20 protein-coding genes and 1 pseudogene are annotated in these 22,785 nt (G+C 70.8%); 10 read left to right on the top strand and 11 right to left on the bottom strand.

Features of this window, described 5'->3' with window-relative positions; genetic code table 11:
• Positions 1-6 precede the first annotated feature (6 nt).
• The 3 genes from ACFSOX_RS15025 to ACFSOX_RS15015 all read left to right on the top strand — a co-directional run bounded on the left by ACFSOX_RS15025 (position 7) and on the right by ACFSOX_RS15015 (position 2,715).
• Complete coding sequence (locus tag ACFSOX_RS15025; RefSeq protein WP_378478624.1) at positions 7-1,416, top strand: cation-efflux pump; 1,410 nt, start codon at positions 7-9, stop codon at positions 1,414-1,416.
• Between the two features lie 73 nt (positions 1,417-1,489).
• Complete coding sequence (locus ACFSOX_RS15020; protein WP_378478623.1) at positions 1,490-1,741, top strand: exodeoxyribonuclease VII small subunit; 252 nt, start codon at positions 1,490-1,492, stop codon at positions 1,739-1,741.
• A 59-nt stretch (positions 1,742-1,800) separates the two neighbouring features.
• A complete protein-coding gene (locus tag ACFSOX_RS15015; protein WP_378478622.1) occupies positions 1,801-2,715 on the top strand; it encodes a pirin family protein in 915 nt (304 codons plus the stop codon).
• A 144-nt stretch (positions 2,716-2,859) separates the two neighbouring features.
• Here ACFSOX_RS15015 and ACFSOX_RS15010 read toward each other — a convergent pair whose 3' ends face one another.
• Positions 2,860-3,696 carry an MBL fold metallo-hydrolase gene (locus tag ACFSOX_RS15010; RefSeq protein ID WP_378478621.1) on the bottom strand — a complete coding sequence of 279 codons (837 nt, stop codon included), beginning with the start codon at positions 3,694-3,696 and terminating at the stop codon, positions 2,860-2,862.
• A gap of 13 nt (positions 3,697-3,709) precedes the next feature.
• Positions 3,710-5,050 carry a GntT/GntP/DsdX family permease gene (locus ACFSOX_RS15005; RefSeq protein ID WP_378478620.1) on the bottom strand — a complete coding sequence of 447 codons (1,341 nt, stop codon included), beginning with the start codon at positions 5,048-5,050 and terminating at the stop codon, positions 3,710-3,712.
• Positions 5,051-5,275: 225 nt separating this feature from the next.
• Here ACFSOX_RS15005 and ACFSOX_RS15000 point away from each other — a divergent pair, with 225 nt between their 5' ends.
• Positions 5,276-6,460, top strand: coding sequence for a CdaR family transcriptional regulator (locus ACFSOX_RS15000; protein WP_378478619.1), 1,185 nt, complete (start codon positions 5,276-5,278; stop codon positions 6,458-6,460).
• A 34-nt stretch (positions 6,461-6,494) separates the two neighbouring features.
• Here ACFSOX_RS15000 and ACFSOX_RS14995 read toward each other — a convergent pair whose 3' ends face one another.
• Positions 6,495-7,139, bottom strand: coding sequence for a Ku family protein (locus ACFSOX_RS14995; RefSeq protein ID WP_378478618.1), 645 nt, complete (start codon positions 7,137-7,139; stop codon positions 6,495-6,497).
• 201 nt (positions 7,140-7,340) lie between these two features.
• On the opposite strand from ACFSOX_RS14995, the gene dxs reads away from it, so the two are divergent.
• The 3 genes from dxs to ACFSOX_RS14980 all read left to right on the top strand — a co-directional run bounded on the left by dxs (position 7,341) and on the right by ACFSOX_RS14980 (position 11,431).
• Entirely contained in the window at positions 7,341-9,284 is a 1,944-nt protein-coding gene (gene dxs, locus ACFSOX_RS14990; protein ID WP_378478617.1) for a 1-deoxy-D-xylulose-5-phosphate synthase, read from the top strand.
• Between the two features lie 159 nt (positions 9,285-9,443).
• Positions 9,444-10,196: a TlyA family RNA methyltransferase gene (locus ACFSOX_RS14985; RefSeq protein WP_378478616.1), complete on the top strand. Its 753-nt coding sequence runs from the start codon at positions 9,444-9,446 to the stop codon at positions 10,194-10,196.
• Complete coding sequence (locus ACFSOX_RS14980) at positions 10,193-11,431, top strand: class I SAM-dependent RNA methyltransferase (RefSeq protein ID WP_378478615.1); 1,239 nt, start codon at positions 10,193-10,195, stop codon at positions 11,429-11,431. The genes ACFSOX_RS14985 and ACFSOX_RS14980 overlap by 4 nt, the downstream gene beginning before the upstream one ends.
• Positions 11,432-11,443: 12 nt before the next feature.
• Here ACFSOX_RS14980 and ACFSOX_RS14975 read toward each other — a convergent pair whose 3' ends face one another.
• The 7 genes from ACFSOX_RS14975 to ACFSOX_RS14945 all read right to left on the bottom strand — a co-directional run bounded on the left by ACFSOX_RS14975 (position 11,444) and on the right by ACFSOX_RS14945 (position 18,876).
• Positions 11,444-12,454, bottom strand: coding sequence for a sodium:calcium antiporter (locus ACFSOX_RS14975; RefSeq protein WP_378478614.1), 1,011 nt, complete (start codon positions 12,452-12,454; stop codon positions 11,444-11,446).
• A 125-nt stretch (positions 12,455-12,579) separates the two neighbouring features.
• Positions 12,580-13,452 (bottom strand): DUF1194 domain-containing protein, encoded by an 873-nt coding sequence (locus ACFSOX_RS14970; RefSeq protein WP_378478613.1) that lies wholly within the window; start codon positions 13,450-13,452, stop codon positions 12,580-12,582.
• Positions 13,453-13,678: 226 nt separating this feature from the next.
• On the bottom strand, positions 13,679-14,797 hold the full coding sequence (gene ribB / locus ACFSOX_RS14965) for a 3,4-dihydroxy-2-butanone-4-phosphate synthase (protein WP_378478612.1): 1,119 nt from the start codon (positions 14,795-14,797) through the stop codon (positions 13,679-13,681).
• Positions 14,794-15,960: a chorismate synthase gene (gene aroC, locus ACFSOX_RS14960; RefSeq protein ID WP_378478611.1), complete on the bottom strand. Its 1,167-nt coding sequence runs from the start codon at positions 15,958-15,960 to the stop codon at positions 14,794-14,796. The genes ribB and aroC overlap by 4 nt, the downstream gene beginning before the upstream one ends.
• Before the next feature lie 129 nt (positions 15,961-16,089).
• The gene (fabI, locus tag ACFSOX_RS14955; RefSeq protein ID WP_378478610.1) at positions 16,090-16,908 is read right to left on the bottom strand and encodes an enoyl-ACP reductase FabI; all 819 of its coding nucleotides are present in this window, start codon (positions 16,906-16,908) and stop codon (positions 16,090-16,092) included.
• Positions 16,909-17,268: 360 nt separating this feature from the next.
• Complete coding sequence (locus ACFSOX_RS14950) at positions 17,269-18,276, bottom strand: DnaJ C-terminal domain-containing protein (protein ID WP_378478609.1); 1,008 nt, start codon at positions 18,274-18,276, stop codon at positions 17,269-17,271.
• Between the two features lie 165 nt (positions 18,277-18,441).
• Complete coding sequence (locus ACFSOX_RS14945; RefSeq protein WP_378478608.1) at positions 18,442-18,876, bottom strand: RT0821/Lpp0805 family surface protein; 435 nt, start codon at positions 18,874-18,876, stop codon at positions 18,442-18,444.
• A gap of 144 nt (positions 18,877-19,020) precedes the next feature.
• Here ACFSOX_RS14945 and pdxH point away from each other — a divergent pair, with 144 nt between their 5' ends.
• From pdxH to ACFSOX_RS14930, 3 genes and pseudogenes are all read left to right on the top strand, one after another.
• Positions 19,021-19,662 (top strand): pyridoxamine 5'-phosphate oxidase, encoded by a 642-nt coding sequence (gene pdxH, locus ACFSOX_RS14940; protein ID WP_378478607.1) that lies wholly within the window; start codon positions 19,021-19,023, stop codon positions 19,660-19,662.
• Between the two features lie 81 nt (positions 19,663-19,743).
• Positions 19,744-20,493 carry an SDR family NAD(P)-dependent oxidoreductase gene (locus ACFSOX_RS14935; RefSeq protein WP_378478606.1) on the top strand — a complete coding sequence of 250 codons (750 nt, stop codon included), beginning with the start codon at positions 19,744-19,746 and terminating at the stop codon, positions 20,491-20,493.
• A gap of 59 nt (positions 20,494-20,552) precedes the next feature.
• Positions 20,553-21,103, top strand: a pseudogene (locus ACFSOX_RS14930) (Uma2 family endonuclease).
• A gap of 33 nt (positions 21,104-21,136) precedes the next feature.
• Here the strand turns inward: ACFSOX_RS14930 and ACFSOX_RS14925 are convergent.
• Complete coding sequence (locus ACFSOX_RS14925) at positions 21,137-22,636, bottom strand: CoA-acylating methylmalonate-semialdehyde dehydrogenase (protein WP_378478605.1); 1,500 nt, start codon at positions 22,634-22,636, stop codon at positions 21,137-21,139.
• Between the last annotated feature and the right edge of the window lie 149 nt (positions 22,637-22,785).

Below are 22,785 nucleotides of genomic sequence, written 5' to 3'. Positions count from 1 at the left end.
GCGACCATGCTGAGCAAGAAGGAGCGGGTGGCCGCCGTCTCGGTCGCCGCGAGCGGCACGCTCGCCTGCGCCAAGTTCGTCATCGGCGTCGCGATCGGCAGCCTCGCGCTGATCTCCGACGCCCTGCACAGCCTGATCGATCTCGGCGCCACACTCGTCACCTGGTACGCGGTCCGGGTCTCCGACAAGCCGCCGGACGCCAGCCATCACTACGGCCACGGCAAGGTGGAAAGCCTCGCCGCGCTCGCCGAGACGGCGCTCCTGTTCCTGCTCGCCGGCGGCGTCGCCGTGGAGGCCGTGCAGCGCCTGCGCGAGGGCGGCAGCGCGCCGACCTTCTCGCTCCTGCCCTTCGCCGTGTTGGCGGTCGAGATGGGGGTCAACGGCTGGCGCGCCCACGTGCTGAAGAAGACGGCGCGCGAGACCGGCAGCCAGGCCCTGGAGGCCGACTCGCTCCACTTCGCCTCCGACATGTACGGCTCGGTCGCCGTCGTCGTCGGGCTCGGGCTGTCCGCCTGGGGCTACGGCTGGGGCGACGCGGCGGCCGCGCTCGTCGTCGCCGTCATCATCGCGGCACTCGGCCTGCGCATGAGCCGCCGCACCATCGAGGCGCTGATGGACGCCGCCCCGCCCGGCGTGCGCGACCGGGTGTCGCGCGTCGTCTCCGGCGTCGCCGGCGTCGTGCGGGTCGAGCGGCTGCGGGTCCGCACCGTCGGGCCGCGGCATTTCGTCGATCTCGCGATCGCGGTGCCGCGCACCCTGCCGCTCGATCGCGTCGCCGCCCTCAAGGGCGTGCTGCAGGACGCCATCGCGGCGACGCTCGGCGACGCCGACGCCGACGTGACGATCACGACCACGCCGGTGGCGCTCGACGACGAGTCGGTGCAGGAGCGCATCATGGTGATCGCCCGCAACCGCGGACTCGCCGTCCATCACCTCACCGTGCAGGCGATCGGCGAGCGGCTCGCGGTCGCGCTCGACATCGAGGTCGACGGTGACATGCCGATGGGCGCCGCCCACGAGATCGCCAGCGCGCTCGAGGACGCCGTCGCCGCCGAGCTCGGCCCCTCGGTCGAGGTCGAGACCCATATCGAGCCGCTGCAGGCGCCCAACATCCCGGGCCGCGACGCGACGGCCGAGCGGGTCGCCGCGCTGTCGCGCGCGCTCGCCGACCTCGTCCGCGAGCACGAGGCGCTGCGCAACGTCCACGACGTGCGGGTGCGCGAGACCTCCGAGGGCGAGATCGTGGTGTTCCACTGCCACATCGATCCGGCCCGCAGCGTCATCGACGTCCACGAGGCGGTCGACGCGCTGGAGCGCGACCTGCGCCGGCGCTTCCCCGAGATTCGCCGCGCCATCGGCCACGCCGAGCCGCGCACCGCCGACGCCTCGATCCCGGCGAGCATGCCCACGACGTAGCGCCGCCGGCGGTGGACAAATGCCCCGCGCCGGGCTCTTCTGCGGCCCGAGACAACCGGAGTCGACGGACAGGATGGCCGAGAAGAAGCAAGCCGAGGTCGCGACGCTCGCCTTCGAGCGCGCGCTCGAAGAGCTCGAGAGCATCGTCGAGCGCCTGGAGAGCGGCAACGTGCCGCTGGAGGAATCGGTCGCGATCTACGAGCGCGGCGAGAGCCTGAAGCGCCGCTGCGAGGAACTGCTGACCCAGGCCGAGGCGCGCGTGCAGAAGATCACGCTCGACGCCGCCGGCAAGCCGAAGGGCACCGAGCCGCTCGACGTCGGATGATCCGCCCGCGTCGGGCCCGACGCCTCGCATAATACCGCCTCGTACCCCCGGAGGCCCGGATGAGCTTCTTCCCGGCGAACGACCCCGCCCAAGGCGACGCCTTCGCGTGCGACGCCATCGCGCACGTGATCGTGCCGCGCACCAGCGACATCGGCGGCTTCGCGGTGCGCCGGGCGCTGCCCTCGGCGCGCCGCCGGATGGTCGGCCCGTTCGTCTTCCTCGACGAGATGGGACCGGCCGAGTTCAAGGCGGGTGACGGGCTCGACGTGCGGCCGCATCCGCATATCGGCCTCGCCACCGTGACGTATCTGTTCGAGGGCGAGATCGTCCATCGCGACAGTCTAGGCACCGCCCAGGCGATCCGCCCCGGCGCCGTCAACTGGATGAGCGCCGGCTCGGGCATCGCCCATTCCGAGCGCACCGCGGCCGACCACCGCGGCGGCGGCGAGCCGCTGCACGGGCTGCAATGCTGGGTGGCGTTGCCGGCTGCCCGCGAGGAGAGCGCGCCGGCTTTCATGCATCACGACGTCGCCGCGCTGCCGGTCGAGACGGCCGAAGGCAAGCGCGTGCGCGTCGTCGCCGGCACGCTGTTCGGCCGCACCTCGCCGCTCGCGACCGCATCCGAGACTCTGTTCGCCGACGTGACGATGGAGACCGGCGCGCTGCTGCCGCTCGACCCCGCCGCGGAGGAGCGCGCCATCTATCTGGTGTCGGGCGCGATCGACATCGCCGGCGACCGCTTCGAGGCCGGGCGGCTGCTCGTCTTCCGACCCGGCGACCGCATCACCGTGACGGCGCTGACGCCGGTGCGGCTCGCGATCCTCGGCGGCGCACCGCTGGACGGGCCGCGCTACATCTGGTGGAACTTCGTCTCGTCACGGAAGGACCGCATCGAGGCCGCCAAGGCCGATTGGAAGGCCGGCCGCTTCGCCGCCGTGCCGGGCGAGAGCGAGTTCATCCCGCTGCCGGAGTGACGACGGGCCTTTGCAGAACTGCCCGGGATCTCACGACAGACCGGGGTTGGGGCCCGGGCTCGGCGCTTGCGCGCCGCCCCGGGACGACCAAGGCTTGCGAAGCCATCGACGACGCACGACGGGCGCGGCGAAGGGCACCCGGTTTCAGCTCGTGGTGATCGACTCGCCCACGAAGGCCGGGATGAAGCGCTGGCCGAACGCCTCCTTCAGGCGCGCCATCATGGCGAATCCGGTGCAGTGATTGGCGGCGACGAACTCCGGATTCCAGGCGACGAGCTGCGCGATCGTCTTGTCCTGCTGATCCTGCGAGACCGGGCCGAGATGGGTGCCGCCGACGAAGCCCTGCAGTCGGTCGAGCCCGGTCACGGCGAAGCCGTGCCTGACGATGTTGACGAGCCCGGAATGGCTGCAGCCGCCGATCACGATCAGGCCGCGTTCGCCCTCGCAGTAGAGCACGGCGTCGTCCTCGATCGGATCCTGCACGTCGCCCGCCTCGCCGCGCAGCACCAGCCAGGTGTCGCCGAACTCGAAGTCGGTGACGCGCGGCACCGTCCCGGAGAACCACAGATGCGGGGTGAGCCGGCGCGGCGTCTCGCGCAGATCCCAGACGCCGCCGAGCGAGCGCAGATAGTCCTCCGGATAGGGCACGCCGATCGGCCGTCGCCGGCCGCCCGCGACCGAGTATCGATCGCCGAACACTTTGGCGTGCATCACCACCTCGACGTCCTTGCGGGCCTCCTGCAGCACCCGCACGAGCCCGCCGACATGGTCGTAATGGCCATGGCTGATCACCACCGTGTCGAGCGTCTGCGGGTGCTTGCCGAGCAGCGCGATGTTGCCCGTCACGGCGCCGGTCTGGCCGGTGTCGTAGAGGATCGTCTTGCCGTCGACCTCGATCAGGAAGGCGGCGCCGTGCTCGGCCGTGAGCGGCAGCGGCGCGCTGATCGGGACGTTGTTGTCCATCGCGACCGTGACTTTCATGGGAGTTCTCCTCTCAAGCGCCGATGGCGAACCGGAAGGCCATCAGGGCGGCCAGTCCGACGAAGGCGGCGATGACGGTCGACGCCGTGTAGGTCTTGAACATGTCGGGCATCGACAGCCCGAAGTACTCCTTGACGAACCAGAAGCCCGGATCGTTGACGTGCGAGAAGCCGATCGTGCCGATGCCGATGGCGACCGCGACGAGCGCCGGGTCGACGCCCGGATAGAGCGGCAGGATCGGCAGGATCAGGCCGACGGTCGTGAGCATCGCGATGGTCGCGCCGCCGATGGCGATGTGCATGATCAGCGCCGTGCCCCAGGCGAGCAGATAGGGGTCGATCTGCCAGGCGGTCAGCACCACCTTTAGGGCGGCGCCGATGCCGGAGTCCATCAGCACCTTGTTGAAGGCGCCGCTCGCCCCGATGATGACCAGGATGGCGGCCATCGGCCCGATCGCCTGCTCGCTGAACTCGCGCAGCGACGTCATGGTACGGCCGCGGGCCAGCCCGAGCGTGAAGTAGGACAGGATCGCGGCGATGAACAGCGCCGTGATCGGCTGGCCGACGAAGCTCACGATCGGCATGATCGGGTGCTTCGGTCCGAGCGCCATCTCGAACACGGTCTTGCTGATCATCAGGATCAGCGGGCACAGGATGGTGATCAGCGTGACGTCCAGGCGGGGCAGCGCCTCGTCCGGCAGGGCGGCGATCTGCTTGAGCCGCTCGGGCGGCTGCAGCGTGAACTTGTCGCCGATCATCCGACCGAAGATCGGGCCGGCGACCGCGGCCGCCGGCAGGCCGACGATCAGGCCGTAGAGGATCACCTTGCCGAGATCGGCGTGCAGGGCGACGGCCACGGCGGTCGCGGCCGGGTGCGGCGGCACCACGCAATGGACCGTGAACAGGCCGATGATCATCGGCAGGCCGACCATCACGAGCGACATGCCGGCGGCCCGCGCGACACTGAACAGAAGCGGCATCAGGAGCACGATGCCGACCTGGAAGAACACCGGGATGCCGCAGATGTAGCCGACCACCATCATGGCCCAGTGGGTGTTGCGCTTGCCCATGAGGCGGATGAGCGCGCGGGCGAGCCGCTCGGCGCCGCCCGAGACCTCCATCATCTTGCCGACGATCGCGCCGAGCACGAGGATGGGCGCCAGCATGCCGAGGAAGCCTCCGATGCCGCCCTCGATCGATTTCAGGATCTGATCGAGCGGCATGCCGGTGGCGAAGCCGACGAAGGCCGTGGTGGTGACCAGCGCCACGAACGGGTGCAGCTTCACCGCGATCGTGAGCACGAGAAGCAGGACGATGCTGGCGGCGAGCACCAGCAGATAGAGTTCCGTTGTCATGGTGTCCTTCCAGCGAAGGCTCCAGCGGGACGACTGACGCGGAGGCGAAGGACAGCGCTCCGTGCTCCGGAACGAAGCACGGCGGGGGAGAGCGAAGGCTCGATCTGCGCCGGTGAGTACGGTTCGAGGATAGGCGCGGCGGCGCGCGGCGCGAACAGGAAGCTTGCTGCGAAGGCCCGCGCTCGCTAATCCGTTTTTGTGCGTCATGCACAAAAGGCGGCGACCATGCACATCAGCCCCGACCTCGCCCAGCGGATCGTCGACATCATCATCCCGGTCGTGCACCGCAACGTGAATCTTATGGATCTGCGGGGCCAGATTATCGCCTCCGGGCATCCGCACCGGATCGGCACCGTGCACATGGGCGCCCGTATCGCCATCGAGCACGGCGAGACCATCGAGATCTTCGCGGACGAGCTCGCCCGCTATCCGGGCGCCCTGCAGGGCATCAACATGCCGATCCTCCAGGGCGAGCGCCCGATCGGCGTCGTCGGGGTGTTCGGCGATCCGCCCGAGGTGCGCGCGACCGCCCAGCTGGTGAAGATGATCACCGAGCTGGTGCTGGAGCGCGAGTCGCTGCAGCGGGAGTCCGGCGCGACGCGGCGGATGCGCGAGGAGTTCACCCAGCTCCTCCTGATGCACGAGGGCGACGAGCTGCCGGCGGCCGCGCGCCGGCTCGCCCGCTCGGTCGGCTTCGACGTCGAGCCGGCCCGGATCGTCGCGCTGTTCGCGGCCGACGCCGGCGTCGCTCCCGACGCGACGGCGACCGAGGGGGTCGGCACCCTCGCCGCGATGCCGCTCGCCGACAGCGAGACTCACCTGCGGCACAGCGGCACGCTGCGGCCGGCCGATTTCGTCGGCACGCTGGAGAAGGCCGTCGCGGTGCTGTTCGCTTCCTCCGGCCCGCCCGACGCGGCGCTGCTCGCCCGCGTCCATGCGGTGCGGCGGGATCTGGCCCACCGCTCCGGGCTGGTAGTGCGCGGCGGCGTCGGCGGACGGGCGGCGCCGGGGCGGTTCCCGGCCTCGTTCCGGCAGGCGCGCTTCGCGCTTCTCCGCGCCGGCAAGCGGCTCCCGGTGCGGGCCGTGACGGAGGAGCCGCTGCTCGCCGACTATCTGCGCGACCGCCTGATGGCGGGTGACGGCGGCGCGGCGGCGCAGCCGCTCGCCGCCCGCATCGCGGCGGCCTTCGCCAGGCGTCCGGCGCTGCGCGACACCGTCGCGGCCGTGCTGGCCGCCAATCTCGACGCCAGCGCGGCGGCCTCGGCGCTCGGCATCCACCGCAACACGCTCGCCTATCGGCTGCGGCAGTTCGAGGAGATCACCGGCCTCGCCCCGGCGCGTCGCTTCCACGACGCGGTGCTGACCTGGATCGCGCTCGGCGCCGATCCGGCGTCGGCCCCGAAGTCGTGAGGCGATCCCGGATCGCCATGACGGTCGGGCGCGATCAGGCCTTCGGACGCGTCTGGGTCACCGTGCCGATGTCGGCCCACGGGTCGGCCTCGACGACAAGCGCCGAAACAGATCGCGCGCGCTCGTCTCGGTGTGGTCGGTGCCGATGCGGCCGTGCGGCCGTGCGGCCGACGGATCGCAGCACGCCGTCCCGGACCGTGCCGACCGCGACCGCCCCGATCGCCCGGGTCACGCCGATCGCAGGGCGGCCCACCACCGGGCGAGGCCGACGACCGTCCCGGCCGCCAGGGCGACGCGGGCCACCGCATGGCCCCCGGTCGATGCCGTGGTCGGGAACCAGATCGTAAGGCGTGGCGACATCGACCGGACCGAACGGGTCGGCCGGCACGACGGGGTCGAAGTCCAGGCGATGGGTGCGCCCGCGAGCGATCCGGTCGAACTCGTCGTGGCCGAGTCCGACATGGAACCCGTCCACCAGCCGGCCGTCTTTGCCAGGATCGTCCGCGGGAGCCGGCGCATCGGTCTCGGAATCGACGACGGCATTGCGAACCCGTCGGCCGGTCGTCTTACTAAGGATATCAAAGCGCCCGCACCGGGCCGTCGACCCCGACGGATGACGGGCGGCACATGACACGAGCGAGAGCTTGAGGTAGTTTTTCGGGTTTCCGTATCCCGCCATGGGCTTCCCGGAGGACATGGTCGGGCGTCAAGCAGAGTTGACAAGTTGTCGAGAGAGAACGCTGAATAATGTCGAACGGTTTCTGGCGGGAGCGTGCTCACGCCCGGCGGCGCGCTGCCGCCGATCCGTTTGTCGGACCGGCCTATCTGGTGTAAGCCCTTGATAGGAAATCGTTGTCGACCCCTCGAGGGAGGTAGTGCCTTGCCCCAGCCGTCGCACCAGCCGTCGCAAACGCCGCTGCTCGACCGCGTCGTCCTTCCCGAGGATCTGCGCCGCCTCGAGACGAGCGAGCTTCGCCAGCTCGCCGACGAGCTTCGCGCCGAGACGATCGCGGCCGTCTCCCAGACCGGCGGCCATCTCGGCTCCAGCCTCGGCGTGGTCGAGCTGACGGTTGCGCTGCACTACGTGTTCGACACCCCGACCGACCGGCTGATCTGGGACGTCGGCCACCAGGCCTATCCGCACAAGATCCTCACCGGCCGGCGCGACCGCATCCGCACGCTGCGCCAGGGCGGCGGTCTTTCGGGTTTCACCAAGCGCAGCGAGAGCCCCTACGACCCGTTCGGCGCCGCCCACTCCTCGACCTCGATCTCGGCCGGACTGGGCATGGCGGTCGCCCGCGACCTCGACAAGACGAAGCACAATCACGTGGTCGCGGTGATCGGCGACGGCTCGATGTCGGCCGGCATGGCCTACGAGGCGCTCAACAACGCCGGCGGCATGGACTCCAACCTGATCGTGGTGCTGAACGACAACGACATGTCGATCGCCCCGCCGGTCGGCGCGCTGTCGGCCTATCTGGCGCGGCTGATGTCGGGCAAGCCGTATCTGTCGCTGCGCGAGATCGGCAAGCAGCTCGCCCAGCATCTGCCGCGGCGCCTGCACGAGCAGGCGGTGCGGGCCGAAGAGTTCGCCCGCAACATGATCACCCACGGCGGCACGCTGTTCGAGGAACTGGGCTTCTACTATGTCGGCCCGATCGACGGGCACAATCTCGACCACCTGCTGCCCGTCCTGAAGAACGTCCGCGACGCCAAGCGCAAGGGCCCGATCCTGGTCCATTGCGTCACCCAGAAGGGCAAGGGCTACCCGCCGGCCGAGACCTCCGCCGACAAGTATCACGGCGTCGTCAAGTTCGACGTCGCGACCGGCACCCAGGTGAAGTCCAACGCCAAGGCGCCCTCCTACACCAAGGTGTTCGCCGAGGCGCTGGTGCAGGAGGCTCGCAAGGACTCCAAGGTCGTCGCCATCACGGCCGCGATGCCGTCCGGCACCGGGCTCGACCTGTTCGGCAAGCTCTTCCCCGAGCGCTGCTTCGACGTCGGCATCGCCGAGCAGCACGCCGTCACCTTCGCGGCCGGCCTCGCGACCGAGGGCTACAAGCCGTTCGTCGCCATCTACTCGACCTTCCTGCAGCGCGCCTACGACCAGGTCGTGCACGACGTCGCGCTGCAGAAGCTGCCGGTGCGCTTCGCCATGGACCGGGCCGGCCTGGTCGGCGCCGACGGGCCGACCCATGCGGGCTCGTTCGACATCGCCTATCTCGGCTGCATCCCCAACATGGTGCTGATGGCGGCCGCCGACGAGGCCGAGCTCGTCAACATGGTGGCGACCCAGGTCGCCTGCGAGGAGTTCCCGACCGCGCTGCGCTACCCGCGCGGCGAGGGCAACGGCGTCGAGATGCCGCTCGAAGGCACGCCGCTGCCGATCGGCAAGGGCCGCATCGTGCGCGAGGGCCACAAGGTGGCGCTGTTCTCCTACGGCACCCGGCTCGCCGAGTGCCTGCAGGCGGCCGACGAGCTCGCCGCCCTCGGGCTTTCCACCACGGTCGCCGACGCGCGCTTCGCCAAGCCGCTCGACGTCGAGCTGCTCGCCCGGCTCGCCCGCGAGCACGAGGTGCTGATCACCATCGAGGAAGGCTCGATCGGCGGCTTCGGCAGCTTCTGCCTGCACGCACTGGCCGAGCACGGCCTCCTCGACCGCGGCCTGAAGGTGCGCTCGATGGTGCTGCCCGACAGCTACATCGACCACGACACCCAGCCGGCCATGTACGGGGTCGCCGGCCTCGACCGGAAGGGCATCGTCACCAAGGTGTTCGAGGTGCTCGGCAAGGACGCCGCCAAGGAGATCGCCAAGCTCGCCTGAGGCGGGCGGCCCGAGACCGTAGGGTGGGCAAAGGGGCGCGAGCGCCGTGCCCACGCCGTCGAGACTCGGCGATCCATCGGTCATCGATCCGACACGGTGGGCACGCTTCGCTTTGCCCACCCTACACGTCTACACGTCGGCACGAGACGTCGGCCCATCATGTCCCCTCGCCTGCGCGCCGATCGGCTGCTGGTCGACCGCGGCCTGTTCGAGAGCCGCGCGAAGGCGCAGGCCGCGATCGCGGCCGGCCTGGTCACGGCCGACGGCGTGCCGGTCGGCAAGCCCTCCGACACGCTTCCCGCCGACGCCGTGATCGCGGCCGCACCGGCGCATCCTTACGTCTCGCGCGGCGCCCTGAAGCTCGCGGCCGCGCTCGACGCCGGCGCGATCGACCCGGCCGGCCGCGTCTGCCTCGACGTCGGCGCCTCGACGGGGGGCTTCACCGATCTGCTGCTCGCCCGCGGCGCCGAAAAGGTCCATGCGATCGACGTCGGTCGTGATCAGCTCCACCCGAAGCTGCGGGCCGATCCGCGGGTGGTCTCCCGCGAGGCGACCGACATCCGGACGCTGACGTCCGACGACTTCGATACCGCGCCGAGCCTCGTCGTGATCGACGTCAGCTTCATCCCGCTCGCGCTGGTGCTGCCGGCCACGCTCGCGCTCGCCACACCCGGCTGCGACCTCGTCGCACTGATCAAGCCGCAGTTCGAGGCGGGCCGCGAGCATCTGAAGAAGGGCCTCGTGCGCGATCCCGCCGTCCACGCGGCCGTCTGCGAGAATGCCGCGGCGCTGGTGCGATCCCTCGCCTGCGAGGTGCGCGTCCTGCTCCCCTCCCCGATCACCGGCGGCGACGGCAACCGCGAGTTCCTGCTGATCGCGCGGCGCGACGCGCCGCCCGGAGACCCGACGTGACCGAGCACCTCACCATCGCGTCGCTCGGCCGGCGCGGCGACGGCGTCGTGGACGGACCCGAGTTCCCGATCTACGTGCCCTATGCGCTGCCCGGCGAGACCGTCGCGGCCGAGCCGGTGCCGGGCCATCCGGACCGCCGCCGGCTGGTGCGGGTCGAGGTGGCGAGCCCGGACCGGATCGCTCCGATCTGTCCGCATTTCGGCGTGTGCGGCGGCTGTGCCACCCAGCACCTCGCCGAGGCGCCCTACCGGACCTGGAAGCGCGCGTGTCTCGTCGAGGCGCTGCGCGCCGCCGGGATCGAGGCGCCGGTCGGCGCGCTGATCGACGCGCACGGCGAAGGCCGCCGCCGCGTCACCCTGCACGCGCGGCGCGGCACCCGCGACATCCTCCAGGTCGGCTTTGCGGCGCAGCGCGCCCACGAGATCGTGCCGATCGACCGCTGCCCCGTGACGGCGCCCAGCCTGAAGGGCTTCGTCGAGGTCGCCTGGGCGATCGCCGAGGCGCTGGGTCCGCTGAAGAAGCCGCTCGACATCCAGGTGACGGCGACCGACGACGGGCTCGACGTCGACGTGCGCGGCTCCGGCCCGCTGAACGCCGGCCGCACCGGCGCACTCGCCGCAGTCTCAGAAACGCACCGGCTCGCCCGGCTCACACGGCACGGCGAGATGGTGGCGCAGCGGGTCGCGCCGACCTTGAAGATCGGCCGCGCCGTGGTCGCGCTGCCGCCGGGACCGTTCCTGCAGGCGACCGCCGCAGGCGAAGCGGCGCTCGCCCGGCTGGTCGAGGCCCAGGTGGGAGACGCGAAGCGCGTCGTCGACCTGTTCGCCGGCCTCGGGCCGTTCGCGCTACGTCTCGCCGAGCGCGCGAAGGTGCGCGCCGTCGAGATCGACGCCGCCGCCGTCCAGGCGCTGTCGCGCGCCGCGCAGAACACGTCCGGGCTGAAGCCCGTGACGGCGGAGGCGCGCGATCTGTTCCGCCGGCCGTTGGTGGCGCAGGAGCTGATGAAGGTCGATGCCGTCGTGTTCGATCCGCCGCGCCAGGGCGCCGAGGCGCAGGCGCGCGCGCTGGCGGCGAGCCGCGTGCCTGTCGTCGTCGCGGTGTCGTGCAACGCCGCGACCTTCGCGCGCGACGCCGCGATCCTGATCGCCGGCGGATACCGGCTGACCGACGTCACACCGGTCGACCAGTTCAGGTATTCTTATCACGTCGAGATCGTCGCGACGTTCGTGCGGTAAGACATCGTCGTCTCAGTGTCCGTGCAGATATATCGCGTAAGCGCTGAGCAGATACACCATCAGGAGCGAGACGCTGACCCAGCCGATCGTGCCGCGCAACCGGGTCTCCGGACGGTAGAGGAGCCCGACGATGAAGATCGCCGACATGATCACGGCCGCGAAGGCCGACACCGCGTGAACCGGCGAGACGGCGGCCAGCAGCGGCCCGTCGGCAAAGGCGACGTCGTCGACCGCCACGATCAGGACATCGAACAGGTTGCTGCCCAGCAGGTTGGCGACCGCCATGTCGATCGCTCCGATGCGGACCGCGCTGACCGTGACGACGAGCTCCGGCAGCGTGGTGGAGGCAGCGACGAACAGCGTGCCGACGAACGAGGTCCGCCAGCCCATCGCGTCGGCGAGCTCGGTGCCGACGAACGGCAGCCAGGCGCCCGCCGCGAAGATCACGGCAGCCGCCGCGGCGTACTGTAGAACGGCCTCGCGCAGCGTCGTGCCGGGCTCGGACCCGCTGATCGGCGGCAGCGCGCCGGCGGCACGCCGCTCGTAGACATAGGCGGCCCGCATGGCCACCACGTAGAGAACCACGATCACGGGCGTGTAGGCACTGACGTGGAAGAGGCGGTGCCCCGGCGTCTCGCGCGACAGCAACACCAACGCGCCGACGAAGCCGATCAGGATGACGCCGAAGCCGGCCGTCAGGATGTGGCCCTGCTCGATGCGCCGATACATCGGCTCGTCGCGATGGAGCGCGTCGAGCACGACCAGGATGGCGAGATTGAAGATGCAGGCTCCGAGCGCATCGCCGATCGCGATGTCGGGTGCGCCCGCGACCGTGACGGCACTGATGCCGGTGACGAGCTCGGGCAGCGACGTGGCCGTGGAGAGGAGGACGAGTCCGATCCACGAGCGCGACAGCCCGGTGCGCCGCGCGATGATGTCGCCGTAACGCGTCAGCCGCGGGCCGGCGAAACCGATCAGCGCCGCGCAAGCCGCGAGCTTCAGCCAGGGCAGGAACGGGGACACGGTGTCGCTCCAGTCGCGCCGATCCGCTCCACTGTACAGCGAGCCACGCGGAGGCAAAGCGTAATCGAACGGACCGGCACCGGCGCACGGCGCCGTCGGACCGGGGCGACACCCCGGCCGATCGCTCAATTGAAATCCCGGCCCCAGCGCTGCTGCCACATGCGCTCGCCGATCGTGCAGGAGACCCGGGGGGTCGCGCGCGGCTCGGGTTCGGCCACCGGGATCACCCGCGCCTCGGGCGTGCGCCCGGCGATCTCCAGCACCAGCTTGGTGCGGGTCGCCTCCTTGAACTGGCTGCGGTCGCGGATCGGGATCATGAAGGCGGACGGGCCGCCGATCACGCAATCCTCGTAGTAGATGTCGAGCGCCTCGAGATCCATGGTGGCGGCGTTCGGGCGCTTGAGCACCAGCGGCAGGCCGTTGATGGTGATGCCCTTGGCGATCACCTCGTCGCGGACGTGATCGACCTGGGCGCCCTGGTTGTTGGCGCCGTCGCCCGAGACGTCGATGACGCGGCGGATGCCGCGCTGGCCGCTGTCCTTGAACAGATCCGCCGAGAACAGGAGCGCACCGGAAATCGAGGTGCGGTAAGCGCGTCGATACGGCGCCTCGGCGATCGACGCCGCGAAGGCCTCGGCGCTGCCGGGGCCGTCGACCACGCGCCACGGCACCAGCACGCGCTGGTCGGCCGAGCCCGCCCATTCGACATAGGTGACGGCGATCTTGCCGTGCATGCCCTGCTTGAGGGCGGCGAGAAACTCCGGCGAGGTCAGCGCCGCGACGTAGCCCTCGCGCTGGAGCGCCTGCTCCTCGGGGTCCATCGAGTAGGAGATGTCGACGGCCAGCACCAGCTCCACGTCGACGGTCGAATCGGCCTGCGACGTCGGGAGGTCCGCGAGCCGCACCGCCGGCGCGGCCACCAGGCCAGGTCCGGCGCCAGCCACGACGAGAGCCGCGAGCCCCGCCCCGATCACCGCCGCCGAGAATCCCGTCCGCATGCCCGTCTCCGCCGTGCCGAGAATCGCAATGTTCTCACGGGCGGCGCTGAACTGGCGTTCACGATCGATTTATCGGACATAAAGAACAGAGGCGGTCATTCCGGAAGCCGCAGAGCGGCTGTCCGGAATCCACACGCCCGGTCCCTGCGAATTCGGGACTCAGGGGATATGGGTTCCGGGCTCGGCGCTGCGCGCCGCCCCGGAACGACCGGCTTCGGAAACCGCCCTACGCCCCGATCGGCTCGGTGCCGGTGATCTCGATGCCGAAGCCGGCGAGGCCGACATACTTGTGCTCGGCCGAGGTGAGCAGGCGGATCGAGGTGACGCCGAGATCCTTGAGGATCTGTGCGCCGACGCCGATCTCGCGCCATTGCAGGGTGCGGGCCGCCTCGGAGTCGGTCGGCGCCTCGCCGCTCCCGTTGCCGTTCCCGTTCTTCGGCAGGTCGGCGGCCGGCACGCCGACCGTGCCGTCGCGCAGGAACACCAACACGCCGCGCCCCTCCTGCTTGAAGCGCCGCAGCGCCGCGTGCACGGTCGGGGCGCCCCCGAAGGTGTCGCGCAGCAGGTTGTGGCGGTGCAGCCGGGTCGGCACGTTCCGGCCGTCGCCGATGTCGCCGACCACCAGGGCCATGTGGTGCACGGCCTCGAACGGCGTGACATAGGCGTGGCCCTTGAGCGGGCCGATCTCGGTCTGCACCGTGAAGGTCGAGATGCGCTCGACCAGCTTGTCGCGCACCTGCCGGTAGGCGATCAGATCGGCGACCGAGATGGCGACGAGATCGTGCTTCTTCGCGAAGGCCGCGACCTCGGGGCCGCGCATGACGGTGCCGTCGTCGTTCATCAGCTCGGCCAGCACGCCGACCGGCGGCAGGCCGGCGAGCCGGCACATGTCGACGCAGGCCTCGGTGTGGCCGGAGCGCATGAGCACGCCGCCCTCGCGGGCGACCAGCGGGAAGACGTGGCCGGGCCGCACGAAGTCGGCCGCCACGGTGTTGTGGTTGGCGAGCGCCCGCACCGTGTTGGTGCGCTCCTCGGCCGAGATGCCGGTGACGAAGCCGCGCTTGACGTCGACCGACACCGTGAACGCCGTGCCGAGCGGCGCGTCGTTCGAGGCCACCATCGGATCGAGCCGCAGTCGCTTCGCCTCCTCGGCGGAGAGCGGCGCGCAGACGATGCCCGAGGTGTGGCGGATGACGAAGGCCATCTTCTCGGGCGTGCACATCGAGGCGGCGACGAACAGATCGCCCTCGTCCTCGCGGTCGTTGTCGTCGGTGACGATCACCAGCTCGCCCCGCGCGAAGGCGGCGACGGCCGCCTCCACGCGCCTGCTGTTCTCGTTGGTCATTCGCGGACTTTCGTGTGAGCGGCGGGGATCTCTTCGGGGGCCCCGGCAGGGCGCGCGAACGGCCAGGCCGGCGGCGTGCCGACCTGCCCGCGCTGGCGCAGATAATGATCGGCCACCACGCACGCAACCATCGCCTCGGCGACCGGCACGGCCCTTATGCCGACGCAAGGGTCGTGGCGGCCCTTGGTGAGGATCTCGGTCTCCTCGCCGAAGCGGTTCACGGTCGCCCGTGGCGTGAGGATCGAGGAGGTCGGTTTGACGGCGAAGCGGCAGACCAGCGGCTGGCCCGTCGAGATGCCGCCCAGCACGCCGCCGGCGTGATTGGTGAGAAACCGCGGCGCGCCGTCGTTGCCGAGGCGCATCTCGTCGGCGTTCTCCTCACCGGTGAGCGCGGCGGCCGCGAAGCCCGCGCCGACCTCGACGCCCTTCACGGCGTTGATGCCCATCAGGGCGCCAGCGAGATCGGCGTCGAGCTTGCCGTAGACGGGCGCGCCCAGCCCCGGCGGCACGCCCTCGGCGATCACCTCGACCACCGCACCGACCGAGGAGCCGGCCTTGCGCACGTCGTCGAGATAGTCGGCGAAGACCTTCGCCGCCTCGGCGTCCGGGCAGAAGAACGGGTTCTTGTCGACCTCGTCCCAGTCCCAGCGGGCGCGATCGATGGTGTGACGGCCGACCTGGACCAGCGCGGCCCGCACCGAGAGGCCCGGCACCACTTTTCGCGCGATCGCGCCGGCCGCGACCCGCGCGGCGGTCTCGCGCGCCGAGGAGCGCCCTCCCCCGCGATAATCGCGAAAGCCGTATTTCACGTCGTAGGTGTAGTCGGCGTGACCGGGCCGATAGGTGTCCTTGATCGCCCCGTAGTCCTTGCTGCGCTGGTCGGTGTTCTCGATCAGAAGGGCGATCGGCGTGCCGGTGGTCACCTGGACGCCGGTCTCCGGGTCGGTGAACACGCCGGAGAGGATCTTCACCGCGTCCGGCTCGCGGCGCTGCGTGGTGAAGCGCGACTGGCCGGGCCGGCGGCGATCGAGGAACGCCTGGATCTCGGCCGCCTCGATCGGGATGCGCGGCGGGCAGCCGTCGACCACGCAGCCGAGCGCCGGCCCGTGGCTCTCGCCGAAGGTGGTGACCCGGAACAGATGGCCGAAGGTGTTGAACGACATGGTTCTAAGGGGATCCTGCGCTGCCCGGTCTGGTAGCGCGCCGGACCTGCCGGGGTCAAATCGCCCCGCCCGGCGCGCGGGCGACGCGGACGGGTCCGCGCCCCGCACCCGAGGGCGCTGCGGCCCCGGCTACTCCTTGACGACCGAGATGTCGGGCGCGTCCGGCCGCTTCATGCCGACGACGTGGTAGCCGGCGTCGACATGGTGGATCTCGCCCGTCACGCCGCGCGACAGGTCGGACAGCAGATAGACCGCCGTGTCGCCCACCTCGTCGATCGTCACGGTGCGCTTGAGCGGCGCGTTGTACTCGTTCCACCGCAGGATGTAGCGGAAGTCGCCGATCCCGGAGGCGGCGAGCGTCTTGATCGGGCCGGCCGAGACGGCGTTGACCCGGATCGCCTTGGCGCCGAGATCGGCGGCGAGGTAGCGCACCGACGCCTCGAGCCCCGCCTTGGCGACGCCCATGACGTTGTAGTGCGGCATCCACTTCTCGGCGCCGTAATAGGTGAGCGTCAGCAGCGCGCCGCCGTTCGGCATCAGCTTCTCGGCCCGCTGGGCGATCGCCGTGAACGAGTAGCAACTGATCAGCATCGTCTTGGTGAAGTTGTCGACCGAGGTGTCGACATAGCGGCCGTCGAGCTCGTCCTTGTCCGAGAAGGCGACGGCGTGGACGACGAAGTCGATCGAGCCCCACGCCTCGGCGGCGGCGGCGAACACGGCGTCGATGGTCGCCGGCTCGGTGACGTCGCAATGCCCGAGGAGGCGCGCGCCGAGCTCGGCGGCGAGCGGCTCGACCCGCTTCTTGAGGACGTCGCCCTGGTAGGTGAAGCCGAGCTCCGCCCCCTGGGCGCGGGCCGCCTTGGCGATCCCCCAGGCGATCGAACGATTGTTGGCGACGCCAAAAATGAGCCCGCGCTTGCCGCGCAGGAGCCCTGCAGTATCCGGCATGATGATCCTCTGAACCGCCGTGACCGGCGCGGCCGCACCTATGGCACGCCGGGCCGGGCCGCGGCAAGGCGGGGCGGACGCAAGCACGGCGCGCCATTGGTCGGATGTGCGACGGGAGCATCACCCCCCGGGCGATGCCGCGGTGGCGCGCGGATCGCCCACACCGTCTCCGTCGCGGCGCGGAAACCGGGCTCAACCACCTACGATGGAAACGTTTTCACCGTCCTGGGGCGGCCACTCCGCAGGGCACCGAGCGTTCCGGAAACCGGCGTGCGACGATCTCGGGGCTCGGAAGCGCGTCTCGGACGAAGCCACTCTGGCGCGGCGCGGCTCGCCCGCGAATGGTCCCGTCCGCCCGGCTCACTCCATGTCGCGGCGGGGGTCGTAGGGCTTGGCGTCGCGCCAGTGGCGCATCAGCTCGTCGAGCTCGATGTCATGCTCCTTGGGCAGCACGATGCGGACGCCGACCAGGAGATCGCCGGTGGCCCCCTTGGCGGGCAGACCCTTGCCCTTGAGCCGGAAGGTGCGGCCGCTCGACGTGCCGGCCGGGATGTTCAGCTCGACGGCGCCGTCCAGCGTCGGCACCCGCACCTTGCCGCCGAGCACCGCCTCGTAGAGCGTCACGGGCAGGTCGAGGCGCAGATTGGCGCCGTCGCGGTCGAACAGCGGATGCGGCGCGATGGTCACGGTGACGAGCGCGTCGCCGACCGCGCCGGGGCCGGGAAGCCCCTGCCCCTTCAGGCGAATCTGCTGGCCGTCGGCGAGCCCGGCCGGGATCTTGACCTCGACCTCCTTGCCGGTCGGCAGGTGGACGCGCCGGGTGCCGCCCTTGGCCGCCTCGGCCAGCGTGATGGTGACGGCGGCCTCGACGTCGCGGCCGGCCGGCTGGTGCAGATCCTCGGCCTCGAACGGCATCCCGCCGAAGCCGGTGCGGCGGCCGCCTTGGCTCGCCGCGGCCGCGCCGAACACGTCCTTGAGAATGTCCTCGAAGCCGCCACCGAAGCCGCGCGCCCCCGCGCCGCCGCCGGCGCGCCGAAAACCCTCCGGCCCGAACGAGAAGTTCTCGAAATGGGCGCCGCCCGGGCCGCCGCCGGCGGCGCCGGCGCCGGGATGGGCGCCGAAGCCCTCGAACCCGTGGAAGCGCGGCTTGCCTTCGGCGTCGATCTCGCCGCGGTCGAACGCCTTGCGCTTCTTCTCGTCGCCGATGATCTCGTAGGCTTGGTTGACCTCGGCGAAGCGCTTGGCGCTCTTCGGGTCGTCCTGGTTGGCGTCGGGGTGCAGCTTCTTGGCGAGCTTGCGGAACGCGCTCTTGATCGCGGCCGCGTCCGCGGTCCGCGGCACCCCGAGAACCTCGTAGGGGTTGCGCATGCTCTGAAAACTCCGAAACGCAGGTCGGGTGATTCACCCGTTCACGGATCAATGTGGGGGGAATCGCCCGATTTCGCAACGCGAGCCGGTCGGCCTGCGGGCGGTTCGGCGCAAAGATCGCAGGCGGAGATCGGGGATGGACGACGGCGCCGATCGGCCCGCGGCTCAGGCCCGCTTCCAGGGCTTGAGCCGCTTCACCTCCCAGCGGCCGAGGCCCACCCGGCAGGCACCGCCCTCGAGCCAGGTCTCGGCGCCGTCGCGGACATGGCTCGCCAGGAAGTCGCGGCAGGTTCGCCCGTCCTCCTTGTAGGCCGAGGTGATCGGCGTGACGGTGCCGCGGGCGCCGGTCGTCGGATTCTCCCAGGACGCGCTCGCCGTGGTGCCGCTCTTGCCGAGCGCCTCGGCGATCGCCGTGCGGGCGACGGCGAGGTCGGCCTCGCCGGGCAGCGCCGCCTCGGCCGGCGTTCCGGCCGAACCGACGTGGCCGGCCGCGGCGCGGGCGCCGAGCGCCCCGGTGGCGGCGAGCGAGGAGTCCTCGTCTTTCCCGCCGAGCGACCCCAATTGATAAGCACAGCCGCCGCCGAGCACCCCCGTCAGCACGGCGACGGCGAGCCCGACGGCCCATACGCCACGGCGGTGGCGGCCACCACCACGGCGGCGTAGGCGACCGCGACCGCCGGGCCTATAAGGCCCGGACCCGACCGCAAGAGCCGGCGGATCGATTGCCAAGAGGTGCTCCGAACCATGTCCGATACAACTCCGATTGAACAACCGAGCCGGTTAACGTCTGGTGATTTCACCGAATCCGACGCGCCCTTCGTGTTGTTCGACGCGTGGTTCGAGGAGGCGCGCAGGAGCGAGCCGGCCGATCCGAACGCCATGGCGATCGCCACGGCGGACGCCGGTGGCATGCCGAACGTCCGGATGGTGCTGCTCAAGGGCGTCGACGAGCGCGGCTTCGTCTTCTACACGCACCAGACCAGCCAGAAGGGCCAGGAGATCGCCGCCAACCCGTCCGCCGCCGCGGTGTTCCACTGGAAGTCGCTGCAGCGCCAGGTGCGGCTGCGCGGCCCGGTCTCGCTGGTTTCCGACGCCGAGGCCGACGCCTATTTCGACAGCCGGCCGCGCCAATCGAAGATCGGCGCCTGGGCCAGCAAGCAGTCGAGCCCGCTGGAGAGCCGGCTGGCCTTCGAGAAGTCGGTCGCCTATTACACGGCCAAGTACGCGATCGGCAGCGTGCCGCGGCCGCCGACCTGGGTCGGCTACCGGATCGCGCCCCTGTCGATCGAGTTCTGGCAGGACCGGCCGTTCCGCCTGCACGACCGGATCGTGTTCAAGCGCGAGCGGCCGAGTGCCCCGTGGACCAAGTTCCGCCTCTATCCCTGATCTCGTCTCGATCTTGCGCCTGATCCTTTTCACCACCTTGCCATTGACCCGACGCATCGACCCGTCGACCGGAGGCCGCCCATGACCACGCCGATCAGCAACCAGCCGCGCCGCACGCTTCTGCTCACCGGCGCGAGCCGCGGCATCGGGCACGCCACCGTGAAGCGCTTCTCGGCCGCCGGCTGGCGGGTCATCACCTGCTCGCGCCACGCCTTCCCGGAGAACTGCCCGTGGGCGAGCGGCCCGGAGGACCACATCCAGGTCGACCTCGCCGATCCGGCCTCGACCCGCGAGGCGATCGCCGAGATCAAGGAGCGGCTCGACGGCGAGCTGCACGCGCTGGTCAACAATGCCGGCATTTCGCCCAAGGACGAGGAGGGGCACCGTCTCGGCTCGATCGAGACCCCGCTGGAGACCTGGCAGCAGGTATTCCAGATCAACTTCTTCGCACCGATCATGCTGGCCCGCGGCCTGATCGACGAGCTGAAGGCGACCAAGGGCTCGGTCGTCAACGTCACCTCGATCGCCGGCTCGCGCGTGCATCCGTTCGCCGGCTCGGCCTACGCGACCTCGAAGGCGGCGCTCGCCGCGCTCACCCGCGAGATGGCGTCGGACTTCGGCAGGGTCGGCATCCGCGTGAACGCCATCGCGCCGGGCGAGATCGACACGGCGATCCTCTCGCCCGGCACCGACAAGATCGTGGCGCAGATCCCGATGCAGCGGCTCGGCACCACCGACGAGGTGGCGAAGATCATCTACGTGCTGTGCACCGAGACCTCGTCCTACGTGAACGGCGCCGAGATCCACATCAACGGCGGCCAGCACGTCTGAGGCGAGCCGGGCGCGAGGGTCGCGTTGATCGCGGCCCGGATGCCCCCTATCATCCGCTCATGACCGCGCTGCGCGAGACGAGCATGACCGTGGAGGAGTTCCTCGCCTGGGCCGATCGGCGTCCCGGGTCGTTCGAGTTGCACGACGGTGTGCCGGTCGCGATGTCGCCCGAGCGGGTGATCCACGGCGACACCAAGTACCGGCTCGCCCGCGCCCTCGACGCGGCGATCGGAACCGCGGGCGTGCCATGCCGCTTCGTGCTCGACAGCGCCGCGGTGCGGATCGACGAGCGGACGCTGTTCCAACCCGATGCGATGGTGATCTGTGGCGAGCCGGTCGCGCGCGTGACGCCGTGGTGCTGGAAAGCCCGGTGATCGTCGTCGAGGTGCGCTCCCCCGGCAACGCGCTCACCGATTTGCGCGACAAGTTCCTCGGCTACTTCCGCCTCGCCAGCGTGCGGCACTATCTGATCGTCGATCCGGACAACCGGATCGTCGTCCATCACGCCCGAAGCGACGGCGACACCGTTGCGACCAGGATCGCCCGCGACGACGCGCTGCGGCTCGATCCGCCCGAAATCGAAATCGACGTCGGCGCGCTGTTCGGATGAGCAGCGCGCCCTCGTCTCACCCCAACGTCGTCCTCACTTCATCGTCGGCATCACGAACTCGGCGCCGGAGCGGATGCCGGTCGGCCAGCGGGTCGTGATGGTCTTGAGGCGGGTGTAGAAGCGCACGCCTTCGAGGCCGTGCATGTGATGGTCGCCGAACAGCGACGCCTTCCAGCCGCCGAAGGAGTGGAACGCCATCGGCACCGGGATCGGCACGTTGATGCCGACCATGCCGACCTGGATGCGGGTCGCGAACTCGCGCGCGGCGTCGCCGTCGCGGGTGAAGATCGCGGTGCCGTTGCCGAACTCGTGCGCGTTGATCAGGCGGACCGCATCCTCGAAGCTCCGCGACCGCACGACCGCCAGGACCGGGCCGAAGATCTCCTCCTTGTAGATGCGCATCGACGGCGTCACGCGATCGAACAGCGAGCCGCCGATGAAGAAGCCGTTCTCGTGGCCCTGCAGCTTGAGGCCGCGCCCGTCGACGACGAGCTCGGCGCCTTCCTGCACGCCGATGTCGACATAGCCGCGCACCTTGTCGAGATGCTGCTTGGTGACTAGCGGCCCCATCTCGGCCTCGGGATCGGTGCCGGGTCCGATCTTCAGCGCCCGCACGCGCGGCGCGAGGCGCGCGATCAGCGCGTCGGCCGTCTTCTCGCCGACCGGCACGGCGACCGACACGGCCATGCAACGCTCGCCGGCCGAGCCGTAGGCGGCACCCATCAGCGCATCGACCGCCTGGTCGAGATCGGCGTCGGGCATCACCACCATGTGGTTCTTGGCGCCGCCGAGCGCCTGCGCCCGCTTTCCGGTGCGGGTCGCGGTCTCGTAGATGTACTTGGCGATCGGCGTCGAGCCGACGAACGACACCGCCGCGATGTCGGGATTCGCGAGCAGCGCGTCCACGGCCTCCTTGTCGCCGTGCACGACCGAGAACACGCCGTCCGGCAGGCCCGCCTCCTTCAGCCAGTCGGCGAGCAGCAGCGATGCGGACGGGTCGCGCTCGGACGGCTTCAGCACGAAGCAGTTGCCGCAGGCGAGCGCCACCGGCAGCATCCACAGCGGCACCATGGCCGGGAAGTTGAACGGCGTGATGCCAGCGACGACGCCGAGCGGCTGGCGCAGCGAATGGCTGTCGACGCTGGTGCCGACGTTCTCGGTCACCTCGCCCTTCAGGAGCTGCGGCGCCGCGGTCGCGAACTCGACCACCTCGAGGCCGCGCTGCACCTCGCCCTTGGCGTCGGACAGCACCTTGCCGTGCTCGGCCGTGATGACGGCGGCGAGGTCGTCGGTGCGCTCCTCCAGGAGCCGCAGGAAGCGGTTGAGGATGCGGGCGCGGCGCAGCGGCGGGGTCGCGGCCCAGGCCGGAAAGGCGCGATGGGCGGCGGCGACGGCGGCGTTCACCTCGTCGCGCGAGGCGAGCGGCACCGTGCCGGTGACCTCGCCGGTCGCCGGATCGAACACCGGCGCAGAACGGCCGCTGCGGCCGGGCACGCGCGCACCGGCGACGAAATGGGGGATATCGACAGGCATCGGGAGGACTCTCGCAGGATGGGCCGCGATCCTAGCCCGAGCGAGAGGCCGGGTGAAAGACCCGGCGAGCGACCAATCGGGACATTGGTGCGGGGGAGCGAAGCGGAAGAGCGCGGCCCAGTCCCCCATCGTTCCGGGTCGCCGCGAAG

Source organism: Rhodoplanes azumiensis, assembly GCF_042682915.1.
In the GTDB taxonomy this organism is placed as follows: Bacteria; Pseudomonadota; Alphaproteobacteria; order Rhizobiales; family Xanthobacteraceae; genus Rhodoplanes; species Rhodoplanes azumiensis.
This window is presented reverse-complemented; position numbering and strand designations above follow the sequence as displayed.